Consider the following 17,489-nt stretch of genomic DNA (forward strand, 5'->3'; position numbering starts at 1 on the left):
TCCGCCTGACAAGGACAATTTGGGCTCGAATGGTTAATATCCCGTATATATCCTTTACTATCCTATCATCCGGCAGCTGCGGCGAAGCGCTCCGGACGGACCTTGTGGTCGAGATAACCGAGCAGCCAGCTGCGATGCGCGGCGCTCGCGCCACCCGCCGCCTCGATCCGCCGCTCGCTGCCCGCTGCGCCGATCTGCGCGCCCAGCAGAACGCGGGCGCGTGATTCGCCCAGCCCCCCGCGCAGGAAGCGGACGGCATCGCCCAGCCCCAGATGATGTCCCAGATAGGCGAGTTTCGCCGTGCCATTCGCGCCATCGCTACCGGCGACACTGCCGCCGACACCGGCGCGGCGCAGGCCATCGAGATTGCGGCGCGCATAATCGGCGATCCCATTGATCGCCGTCGCCGGATCGTATCGCAGCGCCAGCAACGCGGTGCGCGCACCCGGCAACACCGCGCCGTTGTTGCCCAGCCACCCCCTGGCCCGCGCCATCTGATTAAGCGATGTGCCTTCGGTTTCGGCCATGCCCTGCCATGTGCCGCCCAGAAACTGTCCCAGTCCCGCCGCACTCGATCGCGGGTTGCGCGAGAATGCCTGCCAGCTGCCGTCCGCGCCCTTCCCCGCCTCCGCATCGACGATCGCCGCCAGTGCCGCCGCCGGAATTCCGGTACGCGTTGCCGCCGCATCAATCAGTGGGGCATAGCGCGCGTTGGGACCAAGCCCCGCGACCTGCCCGGCGGCAGCCTCTTCGACCGGCTCGGCGGTAGCAGTGGCGGGTGGCGTCGCCACCGGTATCGGCGCGGCGTCGCCCGCCTCTTCGGTCTTCAGCAATGCCAGCAACGTATCGAGCGTGGATCGATCCGCCGACCCGCCACCCAAGATACCGGACGAAGGCGTGGCGGCGTCATCGCCGCCATTGCCCAACGCCGCCTGCCACAACCGGCGCGACATCGCCGATTGCGCTTCGCCATAGATCACCCGCGCCCGCTCGGCCGGCGGCAGCGCGCGCAGCGACATCCGGTCGATCATGACAGGGGCTGGACGATCGTCATCGCCGGTCGACGGCGGATGCGGCGCGCGGCCACCATGTCGTCGAGCGCCGACTGCTCGGCCGCCACGGCGGCGTGCTCCGCCTCGATACGATAACGCGTGGCGGCGGATTCGATCGCCTTGCGCGATCCATAACATTCCACCGCCTTGGCGCGCAGAGCCTCCAGCCGCCCCTGCGCCGTCACCCGTGCCGTGCCCAGTTGCGACCGCTGGTCACGGGCGCGGGCGAAATAGCGCTCCGCCACCATCCGCGTGTCGGCGGCGGCAACCACCGCCTCCCGCGCCAATGCCGCATCGATCGCGACCAACGCCTGTTCGACGCGCTGCAACTCGTCCAGCGCCTTGCCGATGTCGGTGCGTACCGCATCCAGCTCGCGCTCGGCGACGCGCAGCGGCGCATCGTACGGGGTCTTCACGCCGCGACGCCGATCGGGTCGACGGGTTGCAGCATTTCGGTCAGCGTCTCGAACGTCGCCGCCGCATAGCCGCGATCGCCCTTGCCCTGCGTCAGCATCGTCTCGATCGCCGGTGCCAGCCGGATCGCCTCATCCACCTCGGCGCTGGAACCGGGCTTGTAAGCGCCCAGCCGTACCATCTCCTCCATGTCGCCATGCGTCGACAGGATGCGCCGCGCGGCCAGGCGGATCGCGTTCTCGTCCGCCGAATGACAATGCGGCAGCGTGCGCGACACCGATTTCAGGATATCGATCGCCGGATAACGGCCGCGCTCGGCGATCTTGCGGGTGATGACGACATGGCCGTCCAGGATGCCACGCACCGCATCCGCCACCGGCTCGTTATGATCGTCGCCATCGACCAGCACGGTGAACAGCCCGGTGATCGATCCCTGCCCGACCTTGCCCGGTCCTGCCCGCTCCAGCAGGCGGGGCAGCTCGGCGAAGACGGTCGGGGTATAGCCCTTGGTCGCAGGCGGTTCGCCCGACGCCAGACCGATCTCGCGCTGCGCCATCGCGAAGCGGGTGACCGAATCCATCAGGCACAGCACGTTCAGGCCCTGATCGCGGAAATGCTCGGCGATCGCCATCGTCGTCCATGCCGCCTGCCGCCGCATCAGCGCCGGCTCGTCCGACGTCGCGACCACGACGACGCTGCGCGCCAGCCCCTCCGGCCCCAGATCGTCCTCGACGAATTCCTGTACTTCGCGCCCGCGCTCGCCGATCAGGCCGATCACCGCGACATCGCATTTGGTCCAGCGCGCCAGCATCGACAGCAGCACCGACTTGCCGACGCCCGAACCCGCGAACAGGCCCAGCCGCTGGCCACGACACAGCGGCGCGAACACGTCGAGCGCGCGCACCCCCGTCTCGACCCGCTCGCCGACTCGCGCCCGCGTGGCGGCCAGCGGCGGATTGGCACGGATGGGTCGCGCCACCCGGCCCGACGCCATCGGCCCGCGACCATCGACCGCCCGGCCCAGCCCATCGATCATTCGCCCCAGCCACGCCTCGCACGGACGCAGCGTGAACTGCCCCGCCGCCAGCACGGCACGGTCGCCCGCGGCCAGCCCCTGCGGCTCGCTGAACGGCAGGCACTGCGCCAGTCCGGCATCGAGACCGGTCACTTCAGCCTCCAGCACGCCTTTTCCGGCGGCGATGCGGATGCGCGATCCGATCTGCGCGGCGCCCGCCAGACCATCGACCTCGATCAGCGCACCGCGGGCGGCGACGACGGTGCCATAGCGTTCCTCGACCGGCGTATCGCGCAGCGTGGCGGTGGCGGCGCGGAAGATCTCCATCATGCGGCCTCTCCCGTCAGGCGGGCAAAGACAGCGCTTTCGTGCGCCATCAGCGTGCGGCACAAACCCAGTCCGCGATAATAATCGCCCCGCGCCACGAACTGCGCGAAATCCAGACAGGCGGTACGCGCCTCGGCCGTTTCGAACGCGCCGAGCAGATCGCCCAGCAGCGCCACGATCCGGTCCTGATGCTCCGCGCGGGCGCCCTCGTCGACATACGCCATCATGCACGCCAGATAGAGCCGGCGGGCGGGTGTGGTGGCATCGGCGGGCGACATCACCTCACGGCCGCGCAGGATCGCGACCTGGTTCTCGATCACGAACTCGGTCCGGCCACGGGCCTGCAACACCGCACCGTTGATAATCATCTTCTCGCCATCGCGAAGGGAAATGCGCAAGCTCATCGGACCCCAATCCTTAACGTGTCTGCACCGATTATAGGATATGGGTGCCTCCACAGGTCGCGAACCCCGGCAAGTTTTGCCGCCCGTCAGCTTTCGCGCGCATCCCGACCGAAGCCCGGTGCCGCGCCCTATAATGAGGCCAAACCGGCATGTGTGTCCGGTCCCGCTTGTCGAGGGAGATGTTCGTTGAGCCTTTATTCCGCCCTGTTCTCCGGCGTGTCCGGCCTGTCCGCCGAATCAGCGGCCATGGCCGCGGTCGGCGACAACATCGCCAACATCAACACCGTCGGGTACAAGAATGTCGACGCGCAGTTCAGCACGATGGTGGCCGATGGCCGCGCCGGGGCGACCTATGTCGCCGGTGGCGTCAATTCGGTGGCCCGCTCGCTGATCTCGAAATCCGGCCAGTTGCAGGCGGCGACCAACGCCACCGATCTGGGCATCGACGGCGCCGGCTTCTTCGTGACCCGCACCGGCAAGGGTGAGAATTCAGCGATGTCGCTGACCCGCGCCGGATCGTTCGCCACCGACAAGGAAGGCTTCCTGCGCAACTCCGCCGGGCTCTATCTGCAGGGATGGCGGCTCGACGCGCAGGGCGAATACAACAATACCGGCTCGATCGACGCGCTGGAACCGATCCGGATGAGTGACCTGACCGGCACCGCGGCGGCGACCGCCAAGATGTCGATGCGCGCCAACCTGAAATCGACCACCACCGCCTATGCCCCCGCCACGCCGGCCGATGCCTATGCGGTCGGTAAGCTGGCATCGGGCACGATCACGCCCAGCTTCTCGCGCTCGTTCGACGTGTATGACACGCAGGGTGGCGCCCACAGCGTCAAGATGAGCTTCCTGAAATCCGGATCGAACACCTGGGAAGCGGAAATCTATGCGCAGCCCGCGACGGACGTGGCCGCCGCCGGTGGCCTGCTGAAATCCGGCACCGTCAAGTTCAATCCCGATGGCAGCTTGGACAAGGCGGGCAGCACCGCCGCCTTCTTCACGCCCATGACCCCCGGCTGGACCAACGGCGCCGGATCGCAGCCGATCACGCTCGGTCTGGGCAGCGACGACGGCCTCGACGGCCTGACCCAGTTCGCGACGGACTCGTCGGTCATCAACTCATCCGTCGATGGCGGCAAGCTGGGCAACGTGTCGTCGATCCAGGTATCGAACACGGGCAAGGTCAGCGCCGTATTCGACGACGGCACCACCCGCGCCGTCTTCCAGCTGCCGATCGCCACCGTCCCCAATCCGGACGGGCTGACGCGCGTGTCGGGCAACGCCTTCACCGTATCCGACCAGTCGGGTGCCTATGCGATCAACGCCCCCGGTTCGCTGGGCGCGGGCAATGTCCAGGCGTTCAAGCTGGAGGCATCGACCGCCGATCTGGCGCAGGAATTCACCAACATGATCCGGTTCCAGCGCGCCTACAGCGCCGCGTCCAAGATCATCACGACGGTGGATGACATGCTCCAGGAAGTCAGCAACCTGAAGCGCTGACGGACCGATAGGAAGCATCTGCGATGTCGCTCAGCGAAATTCTATCGTCGGCCCTGTCCGGCCTGGGCGCGGCCCAGGCCAGTATGCGCACGGTGTCGAACAACATCGCCAACGTCTCGACGCCCGGTTACGCGCGCGAAAAGACGACCCTGCAGACCGATGTCGCCGGCGGCCGAATCACCGGCGTCACCGTCGGCGAACCGAACCGCATCGCCGACCAGTTTCTGGAAGCCACCGTCTATGCCCGCGCCGGCGAGGCGGGCCGGGCGGAGGTGGCATCGACCTATCTCGACCGGTTGCAGGCGATGCTGGGCACCACCGGCTCCGATTCGGGCCTGCCCACGCGGCTCGACGCGATCTCGTCCGCCGCGATCAAGATGACGGGCTCGGCCGGCGGCGCGCAGACGAACGCGGCCTTCATCGGCAACGTGCAGGACGCGATCGGATCGGTGCAACAGCTCAGCCGCGATGTCTCCGGCTTGCGCAGCGATGTCGAGGGCGAGGTCGGCGAGACCGTCACCCGCGTCAATTCGCTGCTCAGCCAGATCTACGACCTGAACGACACCGTCGCCCGTGCCGAAGGGCTGGGCCGCAGTTCCGCCGGTGCCGCCGACCAGCGCAATGCCGCGATCGAGGAACTTGGCGGCCTGATGGGCATCGTCGCCCGGCAACAGGCCGATGGCCGGATGACCGTCGACACCACGTCGGGCGTCCAGTTGATCGACCGGCGGTTGCGCCAGCTATCCTATCCGTCGAACGGCGCGGGCGCGGCGCAGGCGCTGTATCCGCCGATCGAGGTGCGCTTCGCCGAAAGCGACCGAACGCTGGGCGCGGCTACCGGCGAGCGGATCGACGCCGCCGCCAGCGGCAAGCTGGGCGGCCTGATCGCGCTGCGCGATGCCGAACTGCCGGCCTTCTCCACCAGACTCGACACGCTCTACAGTGGTCTCGCCCGTTCGCTCAACGCCGCGTCGAACCAGGGAACGGCGGTGCCCGCGCCCAACAGCCTGCAGGGCAGCACGACGCCGCTGGCGACTACCGACCGGCTGGGCTTCACCGGCGCCGCCACCTTTGCCGTCACCGCCGCCGACGGTACGCTGATCGCCAAAACGAAGGTCGATTTCACCGCGCTCGGCACCGGGGCCACCGTCGCCGACGCCCTGACCGCGATCAACACCGGGCTGGGCGGTGCCGCGACCGCCAGCTTCACGGGCGGCAAGCTGTCGATCACCGCCGCCGCCAGCGCCAATGGCGTCGTCGTCGCGCAGGACCCGACCACGCCCAGCAGCCGGGCCGGCACCGGCTTTTCGCAATTCTTCGGCCTGAACGACGTCGTCCGCAGCGAGGGCGCGATGCTCACGCCAACCGGCTTCACCGCCGCCGATCCGCATGGCCTGTCGGTCGGCCAGACCACCGATTTCGCCCTGCGCGACACGTCGGGGCGCGTGGTAGCCAGCTATCCGCTGACCATCACCGGATCGACCGGGTCCAGCTTCGGCGCGCTGGTCACCGAACTGAACGCCAGCCCGCTGGCCGCGTTCGGTAATTTCTCGCTCGATTCGCAAGGACGGATCGGCTTCGCGACGACGACGGCCGCCGCCGGCAACACGCTGTCGGTGCTGTCCGACACCACCAGCCGCGGCGCCACCGGGCTGAGCCTCGGTACGATCACCGGCCTCAGCGGCGGTACGGATGCGCTGAAGGCGGGTGAGGTGCGGCGCGACATCGCCGCCGACGTCACCCGCCTGCCCCTCGCCCGGTTGCAGAACGTGGCGGTCGGGCAAAAGGCGCTGGGCGTCGGCGACCGCACCGGCGCGACCAGCTTCGTCGATGCGTTTTCCACCAACATCGATCTGGGGCGGACCTCCGGCGTCACTACCATGTCGCGCTATGCCAACAGCGTGCTGGGCGACACCGGCACCACCGCCGCCCGCGCCGCCGACAAGATGACCGAGACCGCCGCCCGCCGCGACGATGCGGTCGCCCGCCGCGATAACTTCTCCGGCGTCAGCATCGATGAGGAACTGTCGCAGATGGTCGTGTTGCAGAACAGCTATTCGGCCGCCGCTCGCGTGATGAGCGCCGCGACGTCGATGTACGACACCCTCCTCCAGCTTGCGCGATAAGGAACCGTCCCGATGATCCGCGTCGCCACCATTCCCCTTCAGCGCACCTTGTCAGGCGCGATCCAGCAGGCGCAGCAGAGACTGGCCGCCACCCAGTTACAGCTGACGTCTGGCAAGAAGGCCAACGATCTCGCCGCTCTGGGGACCGAGGCCGGTCGCACCCTGTCCGCCCGCACGCTACGTTCGACGCAGGAGGCGCAATCCTCTTCCGCCAGGGCGCTCGGCACCACGCTGTCGCTCTACGACGCCAACATCACCACGATCGACGAATCGTCGGCGACGCTGCGGCAAAAGATCATGACCGCGATCGGCACCGGCCAGACGCAGGGATTGCAGGGATCGATCGCCGGCGCCTTCGACCAGTTCCGCGCCGCGCTCAACGCCGGCGACGGCAGCGGGCCGCTATTCGCCGGCGCCCAGACCGACAAGATCCCGTTCAAGCCGCAGACGCTGGCCGACACCGTCGGTGCCACCGCCGCCACCGCCTTCACCAACGACGGCGTTCGCGCCACCGCCCGGCTGTCCGACGGCGTCGACGTGACGTACGGCGTCGGCGCGAGCGAACTGGGCACCGGCATGCTCGCTGCCTTCCGCACGCTGGCAGAGGCTGGAACGATCGGAGAAACACCCACCGCCGCCCAGCTGGACGCGCTGAAGACCGCGATGGGCCAGATCGATGCCGCCCTGCCCACCGTCCGCGCGCTCAACGCCGAGAACGGCCGCAAACAGGCAGAGACCGAATCGCTGGGCACCCGCGCCGACGAACGCGCGAACCTGCTCAGCGAGTTGATCTCGACTAACGAGGATGCCGATTACGGCCAGATCGCCAGTGACCTTTCGCAACAACAGACCGTATTGCGTGCCAGCTATTCGGTCTTCACTCAGCTATCGAGCCTCAGCCTGACACAATATCTGAAGTGACCGGTCAGCGCTCGCGCGTGGCGGCGAATTTCACCTTGGGATAACGGTCGGCGACATAGCCGACCTCCCACGACGATTTGGCGAGGAAGACGGGATTGCCGTCTCGGTCCTTCGCCATCGCCGACCGGTTCAGATCGGTGAAGTTCTTCAGGTCGCCCGCCTCTTCCGCACTAACCCAGCGGGCGGTGTCGAACGGTGCCGGCTCCAACCCGGCCGCGACCTTGTATTCCGCATCCAGCCGGCTGAGCAGCACTTCCAGCTGCAACTGGCCGACCACGCCGATGATCCAGTTCGACCCGATCTCCGGATAGAACACCTGCGTCACGCCCTCTTCGGCCATGTCGTCCAGCGCCTTGCGCAGCTGTTTCGTCTTGGTCGGGTCCTTCAGCACGACGCGGCGCAGGATTTCCGGCGCGAAGTTCGGCAGGCCGGTGAAGCGCACGTCCGCCTTCTCGCTCAGCGTATCGCCGACACGCAGCGTGCCGTGGTTGGGAATGCCGATGATGTCGCCGGGATACGCCTCGTCCGCGACTTCACGGGCCTGCGCGAAGAACAGGATCGGCGAATGCACCGCGATGGCCTTGCCGCTGCCCGACGGGGTCAGCTTCATGCCGCGTTTGAAGACGCCCGAGCACAGCCGCATGAACGCGATCCGGTCGCGATGGTTGGGGTCCATGTTCGCCTGAACCTTGAACACGAAGCCGGTGACTTCCGGGTTCTCCGGCGCGACGGGGGCGGGATCGGCCGGCTGCGGGCGCGGCGGCGGGGCGTGTTCGGCCAGCGCACCGATCAGGTCGGCGACGCCGAAGTCCTTCAATGCCGATCCGAAATAGACCGGCGTCAGGTCGCCTGCGCGATACCGGTCGCCGTCGAATTCGGCATAGCCCGCCTGCGCCAGTTCCACCTCGTCGGCGAAGCGTTCGGGCAGCGCGCGGTCGTCGGTCGTCCCCTGAAAGGTGCGGCTGTCGCCTTCGGGGCGGCTGATCCGGCCGGTGGCGAGGTTCTTCACGCCCTCGAACTCGCCGCCCATGCCGATCGGCCAACTCATCGGACACACGTCCAGCTGGAGCATGTCGGCGATCTCGTCGAGCAGCTCGAACACCGGCCGGCCCTCGCGATCGACCTTGTTGACGAAAGTGATGATCGGCACGTTGCGCAGGCGACAGACCTCGAACAGCTTGCGCGTCTGCGGCTCGATGCCCTTGGCCGCGTCGATCACCATGACCGCCGAATCGACCGCGGTCAGCGTGCGATAGGTGTCCTCCGAAAAGTCCTCATGCCCCGGCGTGTCGAGCAGGTTGAAGGTGATGCCGTCCTTCTCGAACGTCATGACCGACGACGTGACCGAGATGCCGCGCTGCTGTTCGATCTTCATCCAGTCCGACCGCGCGCGCCGGTTCTGCCCACGTGCCTTCACCTCGCCGGCCAGATGGATGGCGCCGCCGACATAGAGCAGCTTTTCCGTCAGCGTGGTCTTGCCGGCGTCGGGGTGGGAGATGATCGCGAAGGTGCGGCGGGGGGAGATCATGGTCGAAAACTACCGTTCGTCCTGAGTAGCCATTGAGCTTGTCGAAATGGCGCATCGAAGGATTGGAGAGAGCGCGCAGGTGCTTCGATACGGGCCTTCGACAAGCTCAGGCCCTACTCAGCACGAACGGGGACTGGGCGATGCTATGCCACCAGCGTCACACTCATACCAATCCGCTTCGTCGCGCCCGCCGCGACCGAAAACACCCCCGGCTTGTCACGATATTCGCCGGTAAACCCTTCGGGATCGGCGATGCCGTGCCATGGTTCGACACAGACGAACGCCGCCCCCGGTTTCGTCCAGATACCAAGCGCCGGGGTGTCCGGAAACGCGATCCGCAACCGGGGTCCACTGGCCGCACCATAGGTGACGGCGTCGGACGCCACCGGGTCCCACACCAGCGCATCGTTGATGAACAGATCGTCGCCCAGTTGCAGCGTGCGGCCATCGAGCGGCGACGGGTTGGTCTGCACGGCGATCAGGCCATCGGGCGAGATCGCGCGCAGGCGGCCGGGCTCGTCGGCGTCGAACACGATGCGATGATCGGCGCGCGCCTGCCCGTACGGCAGCGGCCACGCGAAGGCGGGGTGGAAACCGAATTGCGCCAGCATCGGCGTGTCGGCGGGATTGATGACCCGCGCCTCGACCGACAAGGTCGCCCCGTCGATACGGAACGCGATCTCCAGCCGGAACGCATAGGGGTAAGCCACCCGCGTTTCGGTCGTGTCGGTCAGCGCGAAGGTCGCATGATCCGCCCCCTGATCGACCACCGCGAACGCCATGTCGCGCGCGAAGCCGTGCTTGGCCGCCGGGTATTCGGTGCCATCGACGCGGATGACGCTGCCGTTCGTGATGCCGATCACCGGGAACAGGATCGGCGCGTGCTTCGGCCAGAACGCCGGATCGGCGTTGGTCATCAGCTCGGCGCCATCGGCGTCGTGCAGATGCGTCAGTTCCGCCCCGAACGGATTGATCGCCGCCGACAGGCCCTGCCCGCGAATCCAGATCAGATCAGCCACGCAAACTCGCTCCCAGCTTGGCCGCCGCCGCGACGACCTTGTCGGCGATCGCCTTCAGATCGGCCTCGGCGAAGCTCTTGTCGCCCGGTTGCAGGACGATCTCGACCGCGACCGACTTCTCGACTCCATTGTCCGTGGCACGCTCGAACACGTCGAACACGCGGGCGGCGACGATCGCCACCTTGTCCGCGCCCCGGATCGCGCGGATCAGCGCATCGCCGGTCAACGCCGCCGGCACGAGGAACGCGAAATCGCGCCGCACCGCCTGCAACACCGGCGGCGCATAGGCGGCGCGCATAAAGCCTGCCTGCCGCTTGCCCGGCACCGCATCCAGATACACCTCCGCCGCCGCGACCGCGCCGTCGAGGTCGAACGCCTTGACCAGGCTGGGGTGCAGCATCCCGAACCGCGCCAGGATCGTCTTCGGCCCCAGCCGCAGCGTGCCGGATTGACCGGGATGCCATGCCTCGCCGGCCTCCCCCATCACCTGCAGGTTGTCGACCGGCGCACCGGCGGCAGCGAGCAGCGCCAGCGCCTCCGCCTTGGCGTCATAGGCGTCGAACGACACCGCCTTGCCCTCTCGCCAGCCCCGCGCCCGGCGGTCGCCGGCCAGCACCAGACCCAGCGTCGCGCGCTCGCCCTCGGCCAGATAGCGCCGCCCGATCTCGAACAGCCGGACGCTGCCGGCACCCCGACGCAAATTGCGCTCGGCGGCGGACAGGATGCCGGGCAGCAACGAGGGGCGCATCACCTTCAGCTCCTCGCTGATCGGATTGGCGAGCGTGAAGGCACCGCCGCCGAACGACGCCGCCTGCGCCTCCGGCAGGAAGCTCCACGTCACCGCCTCGTCCAGTCCGCGCGCCGCCGCGGCGCGACGGACACGGCGTTCCAGCTTCTGCTCGGGCGTCGCGGTCGGCCGGGCGACGCCGGGGATACGCGGCAGCGGCACGGGGGCGACCTTGTCGATCCCCTCGATCCGGATGACTTCCTCGACCAGATCGGCAGGGCCATCGATATCGCGCCGCCACGTCGGCACCCGCACCGGCCACGCACCCTCGATCGTCGAGAACAGCAGGTCGCTATAGTCGTCCGGCTGGCATATCGCCCCGACCGAAAAGCCCAGCGACAACAGAATGCGCGCCTGCCGCTCCGGCGCGACCGACAGGCCGCCCAGCGTGCGGCACAGGTCGGGATCATACGTCACGATCCGTGGTTCCAGCGGCGGCTCGCCCGCCCGCGTGATCGCGCCCGGCGTGCCGCCGCAATGCGCGACCACCAGATGCGTCGCGATCGCCAGCCCGTCGTCGAGGAACGCCGGATCGACGCCCCGTTCGAACCGCTGGCGCGCATCGCTGGTCAGCGTCAGCTTCTGGCCGGTGCGGGCGATGTGATCGGGATCGAAGAACGCGCATTCGATCAGCACGTCGGTCGTCGTGTCCGACACGCCCGAATGCTCGCCACCCATGATGCCGCCGATGTCGTGCACGGCCGCATCGTCGGCGATCACCGTCATCGTGGCGTCCAGCGCATAGGTCTTGCCGTTCAGCGCCAGCACCTGCTCCCCGTCCCGCGCCTTGCGCGCGACGAGGGCGCCGGACAGCTTGGCGCGATCATAGACGTGCAGCGGCCGGCCGAGATCGACCGAAACGAAATTGGTGATATCGACCAGTACCGAAATCGGCTTCTGTCCGATCGCGGTCAGCCGCCGCCGCATCCATTCCGGCGCGGCACCGTTCGTCACACCCGATACCGCCTGCGCGTAGAAGGCGGGGCAGCCGGCGGGGTCGTCGGTGCGCACGTCCGGTGCCGGACCGTCGCCCTCGACGGGCGCCAGCGTCGTCATCCGATATGCCTCGGCCAGCGGCTTCAGCGTCCCCAGCCCCGCCGCCGCCAGATCGCGCGCGATGCCGCGCACGCCCATGCAATCCTGCCGGTTGGGGGTGATCGCCACGTCGATGACCGGATCGATCAGCCCGGCAAAATCGGCATAGCTGGTGCCGACCGGCGCATCATCGGCCAGTTCGATGATGCCGTCATGACCCTCACCGATCTGAAGCTCGCGCGCCGAACACATCATGCCGTTCGATTCGACGCCGCGGATCGCCGCGACCTTCAGCGTGATATCGGCGCCCGGCACATAGGTACCCGGCCCGCCGAACACGCCGACCAGCCCGGCGCGCGCATTGGGCGCACCGCACACGACCTGCAACGGCGCACCGCCGTTCACCTCCGGCCCGGCGTCGACCGATAGCACCTGCAACTTGTCCGCCTGAGGATGCGGTGCCGCCGACAGGACGCGCGCGACGCGGAACGGGGCCAGCGCCTCGCCCGGATTGTGGACGCCCTCCACCTCCAGCCCGATGCGGGTCAGCGCCTCGACGATGGTGTCGAGCGCGGCGGTGGTGTCGAGATGCTCGCGGAGCCAACCCAGCGTGAACTTCATGCGCCCACTCCCCCGGACAATGTGGGTACGTCGAGGCTGGAGAAGCCGTAATGCTTCAGCCAACGGATATCGCCGTCGAAGAAGGCGCGCAGATCGTCCATCCCGTATTTCAGCATCGCCAGCCGGTCGATTCCGCAGCCGAAGGCGAAGCCCTGCCACTCGGCCGGGTCCAGGCCGCACGCCTCGATCACCTTCGGATGGACCATGCCACTGCCCAGCACCTCCATCCAGCCGCCGTCGGCCGCATCACCGGACCCGCCGATCACGCGCTTGCCCTTGATGACGGTGTAGCCGACGTCGATCTCAGCCGATGGTTCGGTGAAGGGGAAATAGCTGGGACGCAGGCGCAGGACGATGTCGTCGCGCTCGAAGAACGCCTTCAGGAACGTCTCCAGCGTCCATTTCAGATGGCCGAGCGTGATGCCCTTGTCGATCACCAGCCCCTCGACCTGATGGAACATCGGCGTGTGCGTGGCATCCGAATCGGAGCGATAGGTGCGGCCCGGCGCGATGATGCGGATCGGCGGCTTCTGGTCCAGCATCGTGCGGATCTGCACCGGCGATGTGTGGGTGCGCAGCACGCGCGGCGTGGTCCGCTCGTCGCCATCCTCGCTGCCCGCCAGATAGAAGGTATCGTGCATCGCCCGCGCCGGATGCGTTTCGGGAATGTTGAGTGCGGTGAAATTGTGCCAGTCGGTCTCGATCTCCGGCCCGGTCGCCACGGCGAAGCCCAGATCGGCGAAGATTTCCGCCAACTCGTCCATCACCTGGCTGACCGGGTGGATCGTGCCCGCCATCGGCACCTCGGCCGGCAGCGTCATGTCGAGCGTCTCGCTGGCGAGCCGCGCATCGAGCGCCGCCGTCTCCAGCGCCGCCTTGCGCGCGCCGATCGCCGCCGTCACCGCCTCACGCAGGGCGTGGATGCGCGGACCCTCTGCCTGCCGCTGATCCGGTGTCATGCCGCCCAGCGTCTTCAGCAATTGCGTGACGCGCCCCTGCTTGCCCAGCGCATCGACACGCACGGCGTCGAGCGCATCGAGGCCGGGTGCCGCGGCGACGGCCGCCAGCAGGTGGTCGCGCATATGGTCGAGGTCGTCCGTCACTTCATACTCCTGCGGATGCCGTCGCCATGCGGGGCAGTCCAAAACCGATCGCGAGATCGTCCCATTGTTCGTTGCGCGCCTCGATCAGGTCGATCTTCCAGGCCCGCCGCCATTCCTTCATCCGCTTTTCCCGAAGGATCGCGGCATCCATCGTGTCGTGCATCTCGTACCAGACGAGTTGCCTGACGCCGTACCGCTGCGTGAAGCCGGGGATCAACCCCTCGCGATGCTGAACGATGCGGGCAAGCAGATTCGAGGTGACCCCGATGTAGAGCGTACCGTGGCGGCGACTGGCAAGGATGTACACGCACGGCTGGAAAGTTTCGCGCACGGTCGTCCTCGTGTCCTGTGAGCGGGCTGTGCATACCAAGGCCGCCCGCCCCTGTCCGTCATCCCGGCGAACGCCGGGACCCATGGCCGCGGTGAACGTGGTGCGGGAACGCGCCCTTACCAATGTTCCGTATCCATGGGTCCCGGCGTTCGCCGGGATGACGGAAGGGATGGTAATGACGGGGACAACTCCCCAAACCGAAACGGGGCGCCGGTGTTGCCACCGACGCCCCGCCCGAAACCACTACGTCAGGTCGCTTATGCGGCCTGGGGCAGCGCCGCCTTCGCCTGCGCGATGATCGCGCTGAAGGTGACCGCCTCGTGCATGGCGATGTCGGCCAAGACCTTCCGGTCCAGTTCGACGCCCGCCAGCTTCAGACCGTGCATGAACTGCGAATAGGTCAGGCCCTCGGCCCGGACGCCGGCGTTGATGCGCTGGATCCACAGGCCACGGAACGTACGCTTCTTAACCTTGCGGTCGCGATATGCGTACTGGCCGGCCTTTTCGACGGCCTGACGGGCGATGCGGATGGTGTTCTTGCGACGGCCATAATAGCCCTTCGCCTGAACCAGAATACGCTTGTGCTTGGCGCGGGTGGTAACACCCCGTTTTACGCGTGCCATCTATCTATATCCTTCCGCTCAACCGAGACCGTACGGCGCCCAGGCCTTCACCGTCGCGGTGTCGGCTTTCGACAGCAGCTTCGTGCCGCGGTTCTGGCGGATGTACTTGCCGTTGTGGTGCGCCAGGCGGTGGCGCTTGCCGGCGACGCCGTGCTTCAGCAGGCCGGTGGCAGTGAGCTTGAAGCGTTTCTTGACGCCGCTCTTCGTCTTCAGCTTGGGCATTTTGGTCCTTTCGGTTGGCGAAGCTGGGACAGCCGCGGCAGCCCTTGATGGCCGGGCAGTCCTGTAGCGCTTCGCTCGTGAAGCGCGGCCCTTAGCCGCCCCGTCCGCGAATGGCAACCGATGCGGAACCGAAACCGTCGCCGGAGCGTCGGGGCGCGATGGATAGCACAGCGCCGCGTACCGACGACCCCACGCCGGATGCGCGTCCGTCCCGTCGGCGCCGGCTGATCCGCAACATCGCGCTGGGCATCGTCGTCGCGATCCTGGCGGTCTGGCTGGTCCTATTCATCACCAAGGGACGGTTCCTGAAGCGGCCGTTCGAAAGCATCGTCGGCGGCCTGATGCATCGCACCGTCGACGTGGGCGGCGATTTCCAGCTTTATTTCGCGCCCCTGCGGATCAAATTTTATGCCGAGGGGATAACGATCTCGAACCCCGGCTGGGCCACCCGCCCCGCCCTGTTCACCGCCGACCGGATCGAGGCGCGAATCGCGCCGCTGTCGCTGTTATTCGGCAAGCGGCACATCTATTGGCTCGATCTGGTCAATGGCGCGGTCGATCTGGAATGGAACCGGCCGCACAGCACCAACAGCTGGACGTTCAGCGACAAGAAGGGCGGCGAGCCGCTCGCCTTCCCCCGCATCGACGTCGCCACCGTTACCGGCACACAGGTCCGCTATCTCGACCCCCGGATGCGCCTGCTCGCCAATGTCGCGGTGGACGATATCAGGTCGCAGGACGCCCGTATCGGCAAGGCGGTGGGCTTGAAGGGCGATGGCCGCCTGCGCGACACGCCGTTCACCGTCACCGCGCGGCTGCTGTCGCCGGATGCCACCGCCAATCGTGGTCGCAACGAACTGGTCGCGCGGATGCGGGCGGCGGGCAACACCATCGACGTGGCGGGCACGCTGCCCTCGATCGCCGATATCGAAAACGTGCCGCTGCGCACACTGGCGCGGGGTCGTGACATGTCGACGCTGCTCGGCATCATCGGCGTCGCCATTCCACAGACCCGCACCTATCGCATCCATGCGCAGCTGGTGAAGGCGGGCGAGGAATATCGCTTCACACGGATGGCCGGCACGTTCGGCAACAGCGATCTCGCCGGCCGGCTGACGATCACCAACGGCGATCGCATCCATCTCGATTCGCAGCTCGCCACCCGGCGGCTGGACATCATCGATGCCGCCCCGTTCATCGGCTACAACCCCGATATCGTCGCGGAGAAGGGCGCGGTCGCCGCCGCCGCCGCGACCGGTGCCGCGCCGCAGCGACTGCTGCCCGATGCGCCGTTGCCGATCCAGACGATGCAGTTGTTCGATGCCGATCTGAAATGGACGGTCGGGATCGTCCGGTCGCGCAACCTGCCGATCTCGAACATCGACCTGACGCTCGATCTCGATCGCGGCAAGCTGACGCTGTCGCCGCTGACGTTCGCGATGGCGCGCGGCAATGTCGCCTCCGACATGATCTTCGACACGCGCCAGCGGCCAAGCGCGGTGACGTACGATATCCGCCTCGCCCCCACGCCGATGGGACGGTTGCTGGCCGGTTACGGCCTCGCCGAATCGGGGACCAGCGGCACGATCAAGGGGCGCATCCAGTTGAAGGGTCGCGGCGATTCGATCCACGACTCGCTGTCCACCTCGGCCGGGCGCATCGCCTTCGTGATGCCGCAGGGGACGTTGTGGACGCGCAACGTCCAGCTGGCCGAACTGGATCTCGGTACGTTCGCGCAGAAGATGTTCGAGGACAAGCTGAAGAAGCCGGTGCAGGTGAATTGCGGGCTGATCGGCTTCACCGTCCGCAATGGCGTCGCCGCCGCCGATCCGATCCTGATCGACACGTCGAAGAACGTCATTGTCGGCCGTGGCGGATTCAGTTTCCGGAACGAGGCGGTCGATCTGGCCTTCCGCGCCGATGGCAAGAAATTCTCGTTCCTGTCCGGTCAGTCACCCGTCGGGCTGGGCGGTTATTTCGCGAAGCCGACGCTGAACGTCATCAGCGGTGAATTGCTGAGCCGTGCGGGTGCCGGACTGGGGCTGGCGCTGGTGGCCACGCCGATCGCCGGAGTGCTGGCGTTCGTGGATGTGGGCGATGCCAAGGCGACCGCCTGTGGCCCGGTCCTCGCAGGCGCCACCGCGATACAGCAGCGCACGACCGAGGGTAAACCCCGCGACGATGTCGGGCGCGGCACCACCGCCACATCCGAAGACGGCAAGGCGAGCAAGGGCCAACAGAAGAATCAGCGGAAGAAATTTCTCGGAATTTTCTGACCGATCCGTCCAACGACGCACCGGTTGCCATCCGCGCCCCGGCGATCCATCACGCACGACGATCCAAACGACATCCCTGCTGTTGCGATATCCGTCGTAGCGGTTCGGTCTTACCTTTATCAATAGGTTGGTGACAGTCTATCAGTTCATTTCTGTAGTGAATCGGGTTATGGGATGACAGG

At 67.3% G+C, this 17,489-nt stretch carries 15 protein-coding genes; 4 read left to right on the plus strand and 11 right to left on the minus strand.

Going from position 1 to position 17,489, the window contains the following annotated elements:
* Positions 1-65: 65 nt before the first annotated feature.
* From JAO74_RS09785 to JAO74_RS09800, 4 genes are read right to left on the minus strand one after another with little or no spacing between them, the layout of a single operon-like run.
* Complete coding sequence (locus tag JAO74_RS09785) at positions 66-1,031, minus strand: peptidoglycan-binding protein (RefSeq protein ID WP_199037474.1); 966 nt, start codon at positions 1,029-1,031, stop codon at positions 66-68.
* On the minus strand, positions 1,028-1,468 hold the full coding sequence (locus JAO74_RS09790) for a hypothetical protein (RefSeq protein WP_199037476.1): 441 nt from the start codon (positions 1,466-1,468) through the stop codon (positions 1,028-1,030). Before JAO74_RS09790 ends, JAO74_RS09785 begins: the two co-directional genes overlap by 4 nt.
* Positions 1,465-2,808, minus strand: coding sequence for a flagellar protein export ATPase FliI (gene fliI, locus JAO74_RS09795; protein WP_199037921.1), 1,344 nt, complete (start codon positions 2,806-2,808; stop codon positions 1,465-1,467). The genes JAO74_RS09790 and fliI overlap by 4 nt, the downstream gene beginning before the upstream one ends.
* Positions 2,808-3,212 (minus strand): flagellar biosynthesis repressor FlbT, encoded by a 405-nt coding sequence (locus tag JAO74_RS09800; protein WP_199037478.1) that lies wholly within the window; start codon positions 3,210-3,212, stop codon positions 2,808-2,810. Before JAO74_RS09800 ends, fliI begins: the two co-directional genes overlap by 1 nt.
* 186 nt (positions 3,213-3,398) lie before the next feature.
* Here JAO74_RS09800 and JAO74_RS09805 point away from each other — a divergent pair, with 186 nt between their 5' ends.
* The 3 genes from JAO74_RS09805 to JAO74_RS09815 are packed head-to-tail and all read left to right on the plus strand — an operon-like array spanning position 3,399 to position 7,762.
* Positions 3,399-4,715, plus strand: a complete 1,317-nt coding sequence (locus JAO74_RS09805) for a flagellar hook protein FlgE (RefSeq protein ID WP_199037480.1) — start codon at positions 3,399-3,401, stop codon at positions 4,713-4,715.
* A gap of 23 nt (positions 4,716-4,738) precedes the next feature.
* Entirely contained in the window at positions 4,739-6,841 is a 2,103-nt protein-coding gene (flgK, locus tag JAO74_RS09810) for a flagellar hook-associated protein FlgK (RefSeq protein ID WP_199037482.1), read from the plus strand.
* Positions 6,842-6,853: 12 nt separating this feature from the next.
* Positions 6,854-7,762 (plus strand): flagellin, encoded by a 909-nt coding sequence (locus tag JAO74_RS09815; RefSeq protein ID WP_199037484.1) that lies wholly within the window; start codon positions 6,854-6,856, stop codon positions 7,760-7,762.
* Positions 7,763-7,766: 4 nt separating this feature from the next.
* Here JAO74_RS09815 and JAO74_RS09820 read toward each other — a convergent pair whose 3' ends face one another.
* The 7 genes from JAO74_RS09820 to rpmI form a co-directional block, all read right to left on the minus strand.
* A complete protein-coding gene (locus JAO74_RS09820) occupies positions 7,767-9,290 on the minus strand; it encodes a peptide chain release factor 3 (protein WP_199037485.1) in 1,524 nt (507 codons plus the stop codon).
* 143 nt (positions 9,291-9,433) lie between these two features.
* A complete protein-coding gene (locus tag JAO74_RS09825; protein WP_199037487.1) occupies positions 9,434-10,309 on the minus strand; it encodes an aldose 1-epimerase family protein in 876 nt (291 codons plus the stop codon).
* Positions 10,302-12,752, minus strand: a complete 2,451-nt coding sequence (gene pheT, locus JAO74_RS09830; RefSeq protein WP_199037489.1) for a phenylalanine--tRNA ligase subunit beta — start codon at positions 12,750-12,752, stop codon at positions 10,302-10,304. Before pheT ends, JAO74_RS09825 begins: the two co-directional genes overlap by 8 nt.
* Positions 12,749-13,834: a phenylalanine--tRNA ligase subunit alpha gene (gene pheS / locus JAO74_RS09835; RefSeq protein WP_199037923.1), complete on the minus strand. Its 1,086-nt coding sequence runs from the start codon at positions 13,832-13,834 to the stop codon at positions 12,749-12,751. The genes pheT and pheS overlap by 4 nt, the downstream gene beginning before the upstream one ends.
* 22 nt (positions 13,835-13,856) lie before the next feature.
* Positions 13,857-14,186 carry a GIY-YIG nuclease family protein gene (locus JAO74_RS09840; protein WP_199037491.1) on the minus strand — a complete coding sequence of 110 codons (330 nt, stop codon included), beginning with the start codon at positions 14,184-14,186 and terminating at the stop codon, positions 13,857-13,859.
* Positions 14,187-14,443: 257 nt separating this feature from the next.
* Positions 14,444-14,809, minus strand: a complete 366-nt coding sequence (gene rplT / locus JAO74_RS09845) for a 50S ribosomal protein L20 (protein ID WP_056524185.1) — start codon at positions 14,807-14,809, stop codon at positions 14,444-14,446.
* Positions 14,810-14,827: 18 nt separating this feature from the next.
* On the minus strand, positions 14,828-15,031 hold the full coding sequence (rpmI, locus tag JAO74_RS09850; protein ID WP_056524182.1) for a 50S ribosomal protein L35: 204 nt from the start codon (positions 15,029-15,031) through the stop codon (positions 14,828-14,830).
* A gap of 158 nt (positions 15,032-15,189) precedes the next feature.
* Here rpmI and JAO74_RS09855 point away from each other — a divergent pair, with 158 nt between their 5' ends.
* Positions 15,190-17,307, plus strand: coding sequence for an AsmA family protein (locus JAO74_RS09855; RefSeq protein ID WP_199037925.1), 2,118 nt, complete (start codon positions 15,190-15,192; stop codon positions 17,305-17,307).
* The last annotated feature ends 182 nt before the right edge of the window (positions 17,308-17,489 follow it).

Source organism: Sphingomonas mollis, assembly GCF_016427505.1.
Classification (GTDB): domain Bacteria; phylum Pseudomonadota; class Alphaproteobacteria; order Sphingomonadales; family Sphingomonadaceae; genus Sphingomonas; species Sphingomonas mollis.